We start from the raw sequence: 13,307 nt of genomic DNA on the forward strand, positions 1-13,307 counted from the left end.
CAAGGCGCGGATCACCCAGGGGGTTGCGCGCCCAGCTTGTCCCACATCTTTTTGCTGATCTTCTGTCGATTGGCATACCCCGCCCAGGGGTCATCCTTCAACGTTTGCAGCCGCTGATGCAGGTTCGCCACTGTCCACTGCTGGGCGCCACGCAATCCTTTCAACTCCTCTCGACCCACCGGCACCGACACTGGCAGGCCCGGGCGGGCCCGCACGGAATACGCCGCTACGGTACTGGCGCCACGGGCGTTGCGCAGGTAATCGATAAATATCTTGCCGACGCGGTTCTTGGGGCCACTGGTGGCGGTAAAGCGTTCGGGCAGTTGCCGGGTCATGAATTGGGCAATGGCTTTGGCGAACGCCTTCACGGTGTCCCAGCCGTCGCGCCGGGCCAACGGCACGATCAAGTGCAGGCCCTTGCCGCCGCTGGTTTTGACGAAAGCTTGCAAGCCCAGCTCATCGAGTACCGACAGGGTCAGTTGGGCCGCTTCCAGCATGGCTTTCCAGGGCAGGGCCGGGTCCGGGTCGAGATCGAGAACAAACAGGTCAGGCGTTTCAATCTTGTCTGCAGTGGCGCCCCAGGTGTGAAATTCGACGGTCCCCATTTGCACGGCGCCGACCAGGGCCTCCACGCTGTCTATTTCCATCAGGCGCGCATGGCCTGGGTCCAGCGCCTGGTCCAATTGCATGATGTGGGGGATGGCCATACGCTCTGAGTGCTTCTGGAAGAACTGCTCACCTTCGATCCCTTCCGGCGCCCGCAGCAATGACACGGCACGTGCGCGCAGGAAGGGCAGGATCCATTCGCTGATATCGGTGTAGAACTGCGCCAGTTGCTGTTTTTGCGTGCCGCTGTGCTTGTCGATAATGCGCTCGGGGTGAGTGATTTTCACGCTCTTCACCGTTGCCTGCGCTTTACCGGCTTTCAATGTCTCGGGTGCCTTGACGGACTTGGCCGCGCGCGGCTGTTCATGAATGATCTGCGAGGCTGGCTTGTCGGTGCGCAGGCCCACAAACGCGGCTTGGCGCACCACGCCTTCGCGGGTCCATTCGGCAAATTGCACCTCGCCGACCAGGCTCGGCTCAACCCAATGCACGCCACGGGCCTGGGCACTGGTCAATGGTTTTTGCAGGGGCGAGTCCTTGCGCTCAAGCGGGGTGAGCTTGGCATAGATACTTTTCAGCGCCGCCTGGTCAAAGCCTGTGCCCACGCGCCCGGCATATACCAGGCCGGTGTCATCGTTGACCGCCAACAGCAGCGCCCCAAAGCCGCTGCGCGAACCTTGGGGGCGGGTGTAGCCGACAATCACGAACTCTTGGCGCAGGCGGCATTTGAGCTTGATCCAGTCGGCACTGCGCCGCGACACGTAGGGGCTGCCGGCGCGCTTGCCGATCACGCCTTCGAGCGCCAGGTCACAGGCGCTCTCGAAAATATCGCGCTGGCTGGCGGCAAAGGCTTCGGAGAAGCGCAGCAGTTTGCTTCGGCTGGCGGACAGCGCAGATTTAAGCGCAGCCCGACGCTCTTCGACCGGGTCTTCACGCTGGTCGCGGCCGTTCAAAAACGGTGCGTCGAACAGGTAATAGACAATGTCCAGGCTGCGGCCGATATCGAACGCGTTTTGCAGCGCCTGGAAATCCGGCAGCCCGTCGCCATTGAGGCTGACCACTTCGCCATCCAGCCAACTGTCCTTGAGCTTGAGGGCTTGCAAGGCTTTGCACTGACGTGGCAGACGTTCGGTCCAGTCGTGGCCGTTACGGGTGAACAGGCGCACTTCGCCGTCGCGAATGCGCGCCATGATGCGGTAGCCGTCGAACTTGATCTCGTAGCGCCAATCACCTTCGGGCGCCCGGTCCACCAAGGTTGCCAATTGGGGGGCAAACTCATCCGGCAGGGCAGCGATGCGCTTGGGCGTTTTGGCTTTTGGCGCGGCCTTGGGTTTGGCCTTGGCCTTTGCCTTTGCCTTTGGCTTACCCACCACCGCATCGCTGAGCACGCTGGCGGGCTCGGCCTGGACGATATCGAACTCAGAGGCCGGGCGCGCCTGCTGATCGTTTTCCTTGATCAACAGCCATTGCTCCTTGTCGCCGCTGCCCTTGAGCCGGGTGCGTACCAGCGCCCAGTCACCGGAGAGTTTTTCACCGACCAGGGTGAATTTGAGCTTGCCCGCCGCGTAGGCTTTGCGCGGATCATCGTGGGGATGCCAAATGCCTCGGTCCCATACGATCACATCCCCCGCACCGTATTGGCCGGCGGGAATGCTGCCCTCGAAACTGCCATAGCTCAGTGGGTGGTCTTCAACATGCACCGCCAGGCGTTTCTGGCTCGGGTCCAGGCTTGGGCCCTTGGGCACCGCCCAGCTCAGCAGCACGCCATCGAGTTCCAGGCGAAAGTCGTAGTGCAGGTTGCGCGCATCGTGCTTTTGAATCACGAAGCTGAGGGCCGAGACGTTGCGTTTGCTGGCGGGTGAGCTGCCGGCGGGTTCGGCGGTGATCTTGAAATCGCGCTTGCGATTGTACTCACTCAGGGGCTTTGCCATGTCATTCTCCCGTCAATGGCAGGCTCAAGAGGCCTTGTTATTGGACTTTTTCGCGGTGCTTTTTTTCGCCGCAGGTTTACCCGCCAGGCTGCGTTTGAGCAGTTCGGTCAGGTCGATGACATCCGCGGATTTTCGCTCTTCGCCGCCTTCGACCGTTTCCACATCTTCGATCTTGCCGGCCTTGGCCTTCTTCGCCACCAGCGCCCTAATCTTGTCCTGGAAGCTGTCACGGTATTCATCGGGCTGCCAATCGGCGCTCATGTCTTCCACCAGGCGCTTGGCCATGTCCAACTCACCTTTGGCCAGGGTCGGCTTTGTCACATCGCTGCCCAGTTCCAACTCATCCAGGCTGCGCACTTCAGCGGGCCAGCGCAGCATGACCAGCACCAGAGCCGATTCCAGCGGCATCAACGCGGCCAGGTGTTGCTTGGTGTGCAGTACCACATTGGCCAGGGCCACCTTGCCGGTTTTTTTCAGCGCTTCGCGCAGCAGTGCATAGACCTTGCCGCCGCGTTTATCCGGAGCGAGGAAGTAGGGCGTGTCGATGTTTTGCAGGGGGATCTGGTCGCTGGCGACGAAGGCGATGATTTCGATGGTCTGGGTGGACTTGGGGTGGGCCGAGCGAATTTCGTCTTCGCTGAGCACCACGTAGCGTCCTTTTTCAAAGGCCACGCCCTTGACGATATTTTCCTTGGTGACTTCCTTGCCGGTGGTTTTGTTGATGCGCTTATAGCCCACCGGGTCCATGCTGCGCTTGTCCAGCCAGTCAAAGTCGACGCCTTGTGAAGAGGTCGCCGAGACCAGCGATACCGGGATGTGAACCAAGCCGAAACTGATGGCGCCTTTCCAGATTGCCCGTGGCATAGGTGTGATTCCTCAACGAAGAGCCTGTGTGCTGGTGACTCACAGGGCAGGGCAAAAGTTTCGGCGGATAGATGCTCGGACAGATCGTGTTACACCTGATGAGAAACTATTTAGTGTCACAACGCGAACCCGCGGCGTAGCGTGTTATCGAAAGCACGTAGTACTTGGCATAGAGAGGTTTGGCCATGAACCGTTGTGTACGTCATCTCGCAGCACTGGCGCTGGGCCTGGCCCTTGCGCCATTGGCCCAGGCGCAAAACCTGCCGGGGCGTAGCGACCACGGCCCTATTCACCGGGCCAACCCCAATAGCATGCAGGGCACCCAGCCCAATGCACCGGCTGTTCGCAGTATCCAGCCCGTCCCGGCCAACCCGCGGCCAACGCTGGAAAACGGTGGCATCGGCAACCGCTACCCCAAGCAGGAGGCGGCCCCCAGCCGCCCGGCCACCGCACCCAAAGCGCCCACCTATGATGCCAACGGCAATCGCCGCTGAGGATTTCGCCTTATGTTTGTACGTAAAACCCTGCTAGCCGCCCTGTGCGCCACCGCGTTGCTGCCGTTGAGCGCGGCGTATGCCGTCGTTAGCCAACAGTTCCCCACTGAGCAAGGCAGCATCACCGCCACGCCGGTCGCCAAGGGCCTGGACCATCCATGGGCGCTGGCGTTTTTGCCGGACCAGCAAGGTTTCCTGGTGACCGAGTTACCTGGGCACCTGCGGTTTGTCAGCCCGGACGGCAAGCTGTCTGCGCCCTTGAAGGGCGTGCCGCAGGTATGGGCCAAAGGGCAGGGCGGGTTGCTGGATGTGGTGCTGTCGCCAGACTTCAAGCAGGACCGCCTGGTGTACCTGTCGTACGCCGAAGGCGGTGGCGAGGGTGGCAAGGCCGGCACAGCCGTAGGGCGTGGTCGCTTGGCCGCTGACTTGAGCGGCTTGGAGGACTTCAAGGTGATCCTGCGCCAGGAGCCCAAGCTGTCTACCGGCAACCACTTCGGCTCGCGCCTGGCCTTCGACCGTGATGGCTACCTGTTCGTGACTCTTGGAGAGAACAACGACCGCCCCACGGCCCAGGATTTGGACAAGTTGCAAGGCAAAGTGGTGCGCATCTACCCGGATGGACGCGCGCCGGATGACAACCCTTTTGTCGGTCAACCCGGCGTGCGTCCCGAGATCTGGTCCTATGGGCAGCGTAACCCGCAAGGGCTGGCCTTGAATCCCTGGAGCGGCACGATCTGGGAAAATGAACACGGGCCCCGTGGCGGTGATGAAGTCAATATCATCGAGCGCGGCAAGAACTACGGCTGGCCGTTGGCAACCCATGGCATCAACTATTCCCTGCTGCCGATTCCCGAAGCCAAGGGCAAAACGGCAGAGGGCACAGTGGCGCCCCACCATGTGTGGGAGAAGTCGCCGGGTGTCAGTGGCATGGCGTTCTATGACGGCGACCGGTTCAAGGCATGGCAGCACAACCTGTTTGTCGGTGCGCTGGTGAGTCAGGAGCTGATTCGGTTGCAGTTCGAGGGTGACAAAGTGGTCCACGAGGAACGCTTGTTGGGCGAATTGAAAGCGCGGATCCGCGATGTGCGACAGGGGCCGGATGGGTTTCTGTATGTGCTGACCGATGAGGATGATGGTGTGTTGTATCGCGTTGGGCTGAATCAGGACTAAACGTGTGGGAGGGGGCTGGCAGCAGACGCAGATCCAATTGATGCCCCGCGATCCAAGTGTGGGAGCTGGCTTGCCTGCGAAGGCGGTGTGTCAGGCGCTGAATCTGTTACTGCACGACCGCTTTCGCAGGCAAGCCAGCTCCCACATTGGATCTCATTCGGTCTGCAGAGTCGGGGTTATAGCCCCAGCTCTGACAGGCCGGGATGCGCATCCGGGCGCCGCCCCAGCGGCCAATGGAACTTGCGCTCGCTCTCCTTGATTGGCATATCGTTGATGCAGGCAAAGCGGTTGGCCATCAAGCCGTTCTCGTCGAACTCCCAGTTTTCGTTGCCGTACGAGCGAAACCAGTTACCCGAATCATCGTGCCATTCATAGGCATAGCGCACGGCGATGCGGTTATCAGTAAAGGCCCACAATTCCTTGATCAGACGATAATCCAGCTCCTTGGCCCATTTGCGGGTCAGGAACTGCTTGGCTTCTTCGCGGTTATGGGCAAATTCGGCGCGGTTACGCCAGTTCGTGTCCAGGGTGTAGGCCAGGGATACACGTTGCGGGTCGCGGGAGTTCCAGCCATCTTCGGCCAGGCGGACTTTTTCGATGGCAGAGGTGCGGGTAAACGGCGGCAGGGGCGGGCGGACTTCTTCTTGGGCTGACATGGGCGACTCCTCAATGCAATAAAGGTTGGGTCGAAAGTTGCCTGGGCTGTGGGTTCAAAGTTGCAGTAAGGTCCGCGCCATGCATTGCGCATTATCGGCAGCTGTTGAATCACCCATGACCAGGGCAACGGTAATGGCGCCATCGATCAGGATCAGCAGTTGCGCGGCCTGCTGCTCCGGGTCGGGGGTGCCATGTGCTTGGCACAGTTCAAGTGCGTACTCGAACAGTTTGCGTTTATGGGCCTTGGCCAGCAGGCGCACCGGGTTTTGGGCATCGCCGGTTTCACCGCTGGTGTTGATAAAGGCGCAACCGCGAAAGTCTGCCGAGCCGAACCAGCGCTTGAGCGCGCTGAACAGCCCCAGCAGGCGTTCGCCGCTGTCGTCGCTGCGTTCCACTTCGCTGCGCAGCCATTGCATCCAGCGCTCGTCGCGGCGTTGCAAGGCGGCCACCACCAACTCATCTTTGTTGGCGAAGTAGCGATAGATACTTTTTCTCGACACGCCAGCGGTTTTTACCAGTAAGTCCATACCGGTGGCAGCGATGCCGTGGCGATAGATCAACTTCTCGGTGACGTCGAGAATAATGTCGCGGGTTTCATTCTGGGTTATATCGTTCATGTCGAGTACAGTAGAACGACCGTTCTTCATGGTCAACAGTCTTTTTCGATTGCCCGTTGCGAGACCTGAGCAGCCTCATGGTGTAAGCTTTGAACCTCTTCGGATTCGACCATTGCGAGCCCTATGCCGTCGTTCTTCAAACGCTCCCTGTTGCCCAAGCTGCGCGGTTTTCCGTTGTCCAACGAGGCCCTTGAGGTGCTGCCAAGCGCCGACGCCTACCGTCGCTGCCTGCTGGAGAAAATCGCCCAGGCCACGCGGCGTATCTACATCGTTGCCTTGTACTTGCAGCAGGACGAGGCGGGGCAGGAAATCTACGACGCGCTACACGTCGCCAAGGCCGCACGGCCCGAACTGGACATCGTGGTGATGGTGGATTGGCTGCGCGCCCAGCGCGGGCTGATCGGCGCAGGCAAGCAACCGGGCAACAGCGCCTGGTACCAGGCCATGACCCAGCGCCACGCCACCGAAGTGCCGGTGTACGGCGTGCCGGTGCAAACCCGCGAGCTGTTCGGCGTGTTGCACCTCAAGGGTTTCGTGATCGATGACAGCGTGCTGTACAGCGGCGCCAGCCTGAACAATGTGTACCTGCACAAGTTCGACAAATACCGCTTCGACCGTTATCACCTGATCCATAGCCAACCCTTGGCCGATTCGATGCAGCACCTGGTGGAACACGGCCTGGTGGCGTCCAAGGCCGTGCATCGCCTGGACCTGCCAAACCCGCCCACCACTCGCAGCCTGCGCAACGACATCGGCGACCTGCGCAGCCGTCTCAAGCATGCGACCTACGACACCACAGCCGGGCAGTTGCCCAATGGCCATCTGTCGGTCAGCCCCTTGCTGGGCGTCGGCAAGAACAACCCGTTGAGCCGGGTGATCCTCGAACTCATCGCCAGCGCCCAGCAGCAACTGACCATCTGCACGCCGTATTTCAACCTGCCATTGCCGGTAACCCGCGAGATCAACCGTGCCCTGGCACGCGGTGTGAAGATCGACATCGTGGTGGGCGACAAGACCGCCAACGACTTCTATATTCCGCCCACTGAACCCTTCAAGGTGATTGCGGCGTTGCCGTACCTGTACGAGATCAGCCTGCGGCGCTTTGCCAAACGGCACCAGCCGATGATCAACAGCGGCCAGTTGAACCTGCACCTATGGCGCGACGGCGATAACACCTATCACCTCAAGGGCATGTGGGTGGATGAGCGCTACACCTTGCTCACCGGCAACAACCTCAACCCGCGGGCGTTTCGCCTCGACCTGGAAAACGGCTTGCTGATCGACGACCCTCAAGGCCAATGGCTGGGGCCGCGAAGCGCCGAGCTTGCGAATATTTTCCAACACACCACGCGTATCCAGGGTTACCAGCAATTGCAGACGCTGGTGGATTACCCGCCCGCTGTCGGCAAGTTCCTGCGGCGTGTCAGCCGGGTGCGGATCGAGCGCTTGCTGTACCGCATTCTCTAACTGAGCAACGTGCCGGCAAAAAAACACCCAGGCCCCTCGACAGGGACTGGGTGTTTTTTTGTGCGCGGCAGTTAGTTCAAACCCAGCTTGCCGCGCAGGGTCGAGAGGTCTTCGGCCAGGGTGTTGACCGGGCCGACCAGGGCCTTGCGGTCGTTGTCCTTGACCTTGTCATAGGTCTCGAAGCCGCCATCCTTGGTTTTGTACTTGGCCAGGATCTTGTCGACGCTGGCAAAGTTCTTGTCGACTTTTGCCAGGAAGGCCTGGTCCTGCTGCCCGATCTGGCCACGGAACAGGTCAACGATTTTCTTCGCGCCGTCGATGTTGCCCTGGAAGTCGTACATGTCGGTGTGGCTGTAGCGGTCTTCTTCACCGGAGATCTTGGTGGCCGCGACTTCTTCAAGCAACGCAGCGGCACCACCGACGACTTTTTCCGGCGGGAAGGTCAGGCCGTCGACGCGGGTCTTGAGGTCATTCACGTCCGCGTTGAGCTTGGCCGTCAGTGCTTGCAGGCCCTGGGTCGAGTTCTGCGAGAACAGCGCGTATTCGATCCGGTGAAAGCCCGTGAAGTCTTCGGCCGTCACGCCTTTTTCATGGTCGTCGACACGCGAATCGATGGACGCGTCGAGGTCGCTGAACAGCTCGGCGATCGGCTCAATGGACTCATAGTGCACGCGGGTTGGCGCATAGAGTTTCTTGGCCGTGGCCAGGTCGCCTTTATTGATAGCGTCGGTGAACGCCTGGGTCTGGGTGACCAGTTCGCCGATTTCTTCGGTGACGTAGATCTTGTAATCCGACACCGGGCCCACCAAGTCCAACGGCGCAGTAGCGGCGAAGCTTGCCAGTGGCGAAAGGCTGAGTAACAACAACGCGATAGACGACTTCTTCATGGGAGACATTCCGCTCTGGTGTGTTTTAGGTCTTGGCAGGAGTTTGAGAGTGCGTTGCCGCGAGCAGCGTGCGCCCGATGAAATCCTTGGGGCCGGTGACCCCTGGCAAGGTGAAGAAATACCCGCCACCCACGGGCTTGAGGTACTCCTCCAATGGTTCGCCGTTGAGTCGGGTTTGCACGCTGATAAAGCCTTTCTCCAGGTCAGCCTGGTAGCAGATGAACAACAAGCCCATGTCCAGTTGACCATTTTTGTTGACGCCGTTGGAGTAGTTGAACGGCCGCCGCAGGATCAGGTTGGCCTGGGTCTGCGGGGTGCGCGGGTTGGCCAGGCGGATGTGGGCATCGAGCTTGGTCAACTTGCCTTCAGGGTCCTTGCTGTAGTCCGGGACCTGGGTTTCATGCTGGCCGTCCATGGGCGCGCCCGTGGGTTTGACACGGCCGATGATGCTTTCCTGTTCTTGCAACGGGGTGCGATCCCAGCGCTCGACAAAGTTACGGATGATGCGCACAGCCTGGTAACTGCCATGGGCGGCCCAGGCCGGTTCGTCGCTGGTGGGCTGTACCCAGACGATCTGGTCCATGGCCTTGTCATCGTTGGAGTCGGGGTTGGCCGAGCCATCGCGAAAGCCCAGGAAATTGCGCGCACTCTGCGCCGGCTCACCGGGTTTGGTCGGTGCCTGGGGCGGCACGCTGCCTTCTTGCTTCCAGCGCACCAGCAGCAGGTCGGGCAGGTTTTTGACGATGTCGCGCAGCGCGTGGATATTGGTGTCTGGCGTATTGGAGCTGAACTGCAGGCTCAGGTCGCCGTGGCACTGCGCCGGTTCCAGCGCATCGTTGGGAAAACCGACCATGCGGCTCAGGCGCTTGGGTTTGGCCGCCGCGAGACCGAAGCGTTCGTCGAACAACGACTCGCCGACCGATACGGTAATGGTCAGGTTATCCGGCGTGACCACCGGGCCAAGGATGCCGGAATCGGTAGGCGGCAATTTCGGGTCGACCTGGGGCACGGTGCCGCCGGTCATCAGGAACGCGATGCGCTCGTTGAGGGTGCGGAACAGGCGTTCCAGGTCTTCGCGGTCGCTGGCCAGTACATCGAACGCCACGACCATGCCGCAGGCCGGGCGCGGGGTGACGATGCCGCTTTGGTGCTTGCCGAAAAACGCTTGGTGGTCCTGGGTCTTGTCGCTACGCGGGGCCGTGGTGACTTGCTCGGCCGCTGCCGCCATCGCCGGGCAGCTCAGGCTGCTGCCGGCAATCGCAGCGCCGGTGGCCGCCATGCCCAACAGGACGCGGCGACGTTGGAGGTCAAACTGTTCTGTCTCACTCATGTATGCGGTCGTCTTCACTGCAGGCCGGAAAGGCCAAGGGCGGGGTCGATTCCATCGAGTGCAACGGCCAGTGCCTTGGCCTTATCGGCGATCTGCTTGCGCTGATCGGCTGTAACCTTGTCGTAGGTTGGGTAGCGGTCATTCACCTTGAGCCCCTCGAGTTCGGTGTCGAAGGCGTTGAGCGCGCTGTCGATAGTGGGCAACAGGTCGGCGGCGGACTTGCCCAGCAACGGGCGCATCAGGTCGACCACTTTGCGGGCCACCTCAAGATTGGCGGCAAAGCCGTTCAAGTCGATGTGGCTGTAGCGTTCCTCTTCACCGCTCGCCGCGCGAACGTCTGCCAGGCTGTCGAGGTTGCGTACCACAATGCTCACCAGTTGCTCTGGTGGCAGGGACTGGGCCAGTAACTGTTGCTTGAGCGTGGTGACGTCGGTAACCAGGCGTTGGGCGACCGGCGCCAGGCCATCAAGGCTGTGTTGCTGGAACAGGCTGTATTCCAGGCGATGGAAGCCGCTGAAGGCGGGGTCTTGCTCGCGCTTTTCAAAGTAATCGGCGCGGGCGTTGATCGCGTTATCCAATTCGGCCAGGCGCTGGGACGCCGGCGCCAGGCGCTGGTACGCCTCACGGGCCGGCACATACATGGCCTGCGCCTGGGCCAGATCACCGGCGGCGATGGCCTGTTGCAGGGCCGTCACGGCCTTGACCAGCGCACCGCCTTGGCCGCTCAGGTACACGCGAAACTCCGACAACGGGCCAATAAAGGCCACCATCGACGGCTTGGCCTTGGCCTGGGCGTCAGACTCTGCCGTGGGCGTGACATGCAAGGTGCCGCGCGGGTTGCTCAACAGGCCACAGGTAATGGCGTAGTCACCGGGCAACAGGTTGGCATTGATCACCTGGCTCAGGCCCGGGGCAATATTCTCCCGTTCTTCGACCACCAGCACGCCGTCGAGGATTTCCCACTCCACCGCACGGTCGGAGCGGTTGATGATACGAAAGCTTGCGCGCCCGGCCGGCACGGTGAGAGCGTTAGGCTCGCAGGCGTGACTGTGAATCGTGACCGCGATTTCATTGTGGTTGGTCTGGCGCTTGGTCGCGGCCAATTGCGAGGCGTAGTAGAACAGGCCACCGGCGGCGATCATCACCACCACCGAGCCGGCCACGCCCCAGCGCAAGGCGCGGGATGGCGGGGCCGATTGAGGGGTTGGGTTGGACAAGAGACGGTCCTTACTGGCTGGAAACGGAAGAGGTATTGGCAACGGGCTGGGTAGGGGCCGAGGGCAGGAAGAACATCACCAGGGCCACCACCAGGTAAATCAGATAGGCGCCCAGGGTGCTGACGGTCAACGCCTCCTGGTAACCGAACATGCCGGCCAGTACCGAGCCGAGCGGGCTGTCCATGGGTAATGCAGCGCTGAAATCGAACAGCACGGTCTGCCAGTGGTTCCACACGCCGGCCTCGTGCAGGGCCTGCACCGAGTTGGCGAGAATGCCGGCCGCGACCACCAGGATGAATAGGCCGGTCCAGCGGAAAAACGCGCCGAGGTTCAGGCGCATGCTGCCGGAATAAATCAGCAAGCCGACGACAATGGCCAGGACCAGGCCGAGCAGGGCGCCTATCGGAGCGCCTGGGCCTTCACTCTGCTGAAACACGGCCAACAGGAAGAACACCGTCTCCAGTCCTTCGCGGGCCACGGCAAAAAACACCATGGCGATCAGGGCAAACACCTGGTGCCTGGAGCCGGCCAACGCATGGTCGAGAGATTCATGCAGCGAGTGTTTAATCGAGCGCGCCACTTTGCGCATCCAGAACACCATGGAACTGAGAATACCCACGGCGACCAGGCCGACGACACCTTCAAACAATTCCTGCTGCTTTTGTGGGAACTCCGCACTGACCAATTCCAGGCCGCCGCCCACCAGCAGCGCCAGCGCGGCCGCCAGGAACACGCCGATCCACACCGCAGGCATCCACTGGCCACGCCCGGTCTGTTGCAGGTAACTGGCGATAATGCCAACGATCAATGCCGCTTCAATGCCTTCGCGCAGCATGATTAAAAAAGGAACGAGCATCGGGCACCCGGGCGCAACTAGTTAGGGAGCTAAGTTGTAACATAATGATACTCATTGCTAAACAAGAAATATTGACCTTTGCTGAACGTGGGCTGAACAGTGGTGGCGAAGCGCAACCGCCTTTATGATGCGGGGCAATCAGACCGCAGCCGGATAGCTCAACGCCCCATGTCGGAAAAAGACACCATCTCCATCCACCTCGTGCGCGAAGCGCTGTTGCAGAGTTGCGCGCCGGGAGCGGCCACCGTTGAGGCATTGAGCAAAGTCGGGATTGATCCGGCGTTGCTTGAGCAGCCCGACGCTCGCGTGGCGGCCACGGCCTATGCACGCCTGTGGCGCTTGCTGGCGCGGCGCAGGGACGATGAGTTTTTTGGCATGGACCCGCGCAAGCTCAAGTCCGGCAGCTTGGCGTTCCTGTGTCGCGCCGCCGTGGCGCAACCCAGCCTGGCAGCGGGCCTGGAAACTGGCCTGGGGTTTCTGTCGTTGATGCTGGAGCACATGCCAGCCCAGCTGGTGCGTCAACAGAGCCTGGCGGAGATCGTCCTGCTCGAACCTGAGCATGAACCCAAGCGTGCGTTTACCTACTTCACCTATTGGATGATCGTCCACGGCGTCGCCTGCTGGCTGGCAGGGCGGCGCATTCCGATCCTCGCCATCGAGTTGCGTTGCGCGCAGCCGGACTTCTGTGACGATTATCAGGTGATGTTTTCTGACAACCTGCGCTTTGATCGGCCACGCACCCGCATGATTTTTTCTGCCGACTGCCTGGACCTGCCGATCAAGCGCAGCCCGCAGGAGCTCCAACGTTTCCTGGCTCATGCACCGGCTAACATCCTGGTGAAATACCGCGACCCGGAAAGCCTCGCCACGCGCATCAAGCACGACTTGCGGCAGATGCCCCCCGACACCTGGCCGGAAACCGAGGGGCTTGCCGCCAGGTTGTGTATTTCTGCGTCCACACTACGCCGCCGCCTGGCGGAAGAAGGGCAGACCTATCAGGGCCTCAAGGACAGCGTGCGCAAGGAACTGGCGATTGTGTGGTTGGCCGAGCCGCAGATCAGTTTTGCCGAGATCGCCACGCGGCTGGGGTTTGCCGATGCGAGTTCGTTCTACAAGGCCTTTCGTAAGTGGGTGGGATCGAATCCGGGGCATTACCGTAGCCTGATTCTGGGTGAGGCCAGCTAAATCCCACACGAAAAAAAGCCCCGCGA

General features: G+C 61.1%; 12 protein-coding genes. 4 read left to right on the forward strand and 8 right to left on the reverse strand.

Annotated elements, in window-relative coordinates; genetic code table 11:
• Window positions 1-11 precede the first annotated feature (11 nt).
• A complete protein-coding gene (ligD, locus tag BOP96_RS15970) occupies window positions 12-2,537 on the reverse strand; it encodes a DNA ligase D (protein ID WP_073453295.1) in 2,526 nt (841 codons plus the stop codon).
• 24 nt (window positions 2,538-2,561) lie between these two features.
• The gene (gene ku, locus BOP96_RS15975) at window positions 2,562-3,401 is read right to left on the reverse strand and encodes a non-homologous end joining protein Ku (RefSeq protein WP_014718364.1); all 840 of its coding nucleotides are present in this window, start codon (window positions 3,399-3,401) and stop codon (window positions 2,562-2,564) included.
• Between the two features lie 185 nt (window positions 3,402-3,586).
• On the opposite strand from ku, the gene BOP96_RS15980 reads away from it, so the two are divergent.
• Both BOP96_RS15980 and BOP96_RS15985 read left to right on the forward strand, forming a co-directional pair.
• Window positions 3,587-3,895, forward strand: coding sequence for a hypothetical protein (locus BOP96_RS15980; protein WP_014718365.1), 309 nt, complete (start codon window positions 3,587-3,589; stop codon window positions 3,893-3,895).
• Between the two features lie 12 nt (window positions 3,896-3,907).
• Entirely contained in the window at window positions 3,908-5,065 is a 1,158-nt protein-coding gene (locus tag BOP96_RS15985) for a PQQ-dependent sugar dehydrogenase (protein ID WP_073453297.1), read from the forward strand.
• 176 nt (window positions 5,066-5,241) lie between these two features.
• On the opposite strand, the gene BOP96_RS15990 is transcribed toward BOP96_RS15985, so the two are convergent.
• Together BOP96_RS15990 and BOP96_RS15995 are read right to left on the reverse strand one after the other, a co-directional pair.
• Window positions 5,242-5,721: a nuclear transport factor 2 family protein gene (locus BOP96_RS15990; protein WP_019820128.1), complete on the reverse strand. Its 480-nt coding sequence runs from the start codon at window positions 5,719-5,721 to the stop codon at window positions 5,242-5,244.
• Window positions 5,722-5,775: 54 nt separating this feature from the next.
• A complete protein-coding gene (locus tag BOP96_RS15995; protein WP_014718368.1) occupies window positions 5,776-6,339 on the reverse strand; it encodes a TetR/AcrR family transcriptional regulator in 564 nt (187 codons plus the stop codon).
• A gap of 123 nt (window positions 6,340-6,462) precedes the next feature.
• Here BOP96_RS15995 and pssA point away from each other — a divergent pair, with 123 nt between their 5' ends.
• Complete coding sequence (gene pssA, locus BOP96_RS16000) at window positions 6,463-7,806, forward strand: CDP-diacylglycerol--serine O-phosphatidyltransferase (protein WP_073453299.1); 1,344 nt, start codon at window positions 6,463-6,465, stop codon at window positions 7,804-7,806.
• 71 nt (window positions 7,807-7,877) lie between these two features.
• Here the strand turns inward: pssA and efeO (BOP96_RS16005) are convergent, their stop codons facing one another.
• The 4 genes from efeO (BOP96_RS16005) to efeU are packed head-to-tail and all read right to left on the reverse strand — an operon-like array spanning window position 7,878 to window position 12,096.
• The gene (efeO, locus tag BOP96_RS16005) at window positions 7,878-8,693 is read right to left on the reverse strand and encodes an iron uptake system protein EfeO (RefSeq protein ID WP_073453301.1); all 816 of its coding nucleotides are present in this window, start codon (window positions 8,691-8,693) and stop codon (window positions 7,878-7,880) included.
• 25 nt (window positions 8,694-8,718) lie between these two features.
• Window positions 8,719-10,023 (reverse strand): iron uptake transporter deferrochelatase/peroxidase subunit, encoded by a 1,305-nt coding sequence (efeB, locus tag BOP96_RS16010; protein WP_073453335.1) that lies wholly within the window; start codon window positions 10,021-10,023, stop codon window positions 8,719-8,721.
• 14 nt (window positions 10,024-10,037) lie between these two features.
• Window positions 10,038-11,240, reverse strand: coding sequence for an iron uptake system protein EfeO (efeO, locus tag BOP96_RS16015; protein WP_073453303.1), 1,203 nt, complete (start codon window positions 11,238-11,240; stop codon window positions 10,038-10,040).
• Window positions 11,241-11,250: 10 nt separating this feature from the next.
• A complete protein-coding gene (gene efeU / locus BOP96_RS16020; protein WP_073453305.1) occupies window positions 11,251-12,096 on the reverse strand; it encodes an iron uptake transporter permease EfeU in 846 nt (281 codons plus the stop codon).
• Window positions 12,097-12,264: 168 nt separating this feature from the next.
• On the opposite strand from efeU, the gene BOP96_RS16025 reads away from it, so the two are divergent.
• Window positions 12,265-13,281, forward strand: coding sequence for an AraC family transcriptional regulator (locus tag BOP96_RS16025; protein ID WP_014718374.1), 1,017 nt, complete (start codon window positions 12,265-12,267; stop codon window positions 13,279-13,281).
• Window positions 13,282-13,307 lie beyond the last annotated feature (26 nt).

The organism is Pseudomonas sp. FSL W5-0203, from assembly GCF_001896155.1.
Taxonomy (GTDB): Bacteria; Pseudomonadota; Gammaproteobacteria; order Pseudomonadales; family Pseudomonadaceae; genus Aquipseudomonas; species Aquipseudomonas paracarnis.

Bases quoted from the DNA above. Each gene is read 5' to 3' on its own strand.
- ligD (WP_073453295.1), bottom strand. From the start codon at position 2,537: ATGGCAAAGCCCCTGAGTGAGTACAATCGCAAGCGCGATTTCAAGATC.
- ku (WP_014718364.1), bottom strand. From the start codon at position 3,401: ATGCCACGGGCAATCTGGAAAGGCGCCATCAGTTTCGGCTTGGTTCAC.
- BOP96_RS15980 (WP_014718365.1), top strand. From the start codon at position 3,587: ATGAACCGTTGTGTACGTCATCTCGCAGCACTGGCGCTGGGCCTGGCC.
- BOP96_RS15985 (WP_073453297.1), top strand. From the start codon at position 3,908: ATGTTTGTACGTAAAACCCTGCTAGCCGCCCTGTGCGCCACCGCGTTG.
- BOP96_RS15990 (WP_019820128.1), bottom strand. From the start codon at position 5,721: ATGTCAGCCCAAGAAGAAGTCCGCCCGCCCCTGCCGCCGTTTACCCGC.
- BOP96_RS15995 (WP_014718368.1), bottom strand. From the start codon at position 6,339: ATGAACGATATAACCCAGAATGAAACCCGCGACATTATTCTCGACGTC.
- pssA (WP_073453299.1), top strand. From the start codon at position 6,463: ATGCCGTCGTTCTTCAAACGCTCCCTGTTGCCCAAGCTGCGCGGTTTT.
- efeO (WP_073453301.1), bottom strand. From the start codon at position 8,693: ATGAAGAAGTCGTCTATCGCGTTGTTGTTACTCAGCCTTTCGCCACTG.
- efeB (WP_073453335.1), bottom strand. From the start codon at position 10,023: ATGAGTGAGACAGAACAGTTTGACCTCCAACGTCGCCGCGTCCTGTTG.
- efeU (WP_073453305.1), bottom strand. From the start codon at position 12,096: ATGCTCGTTCCTTTTTTAATCATGCTGCGCGAAGGCATTGAAGCGGCA.
- BOP96_RS16025 (WP_014718374.1), top strand. From the start codon at position 12,265: ATGTCGGAAAAAGACACCATCTCCATCCACCTCGTGCGCGAAGCGCTG.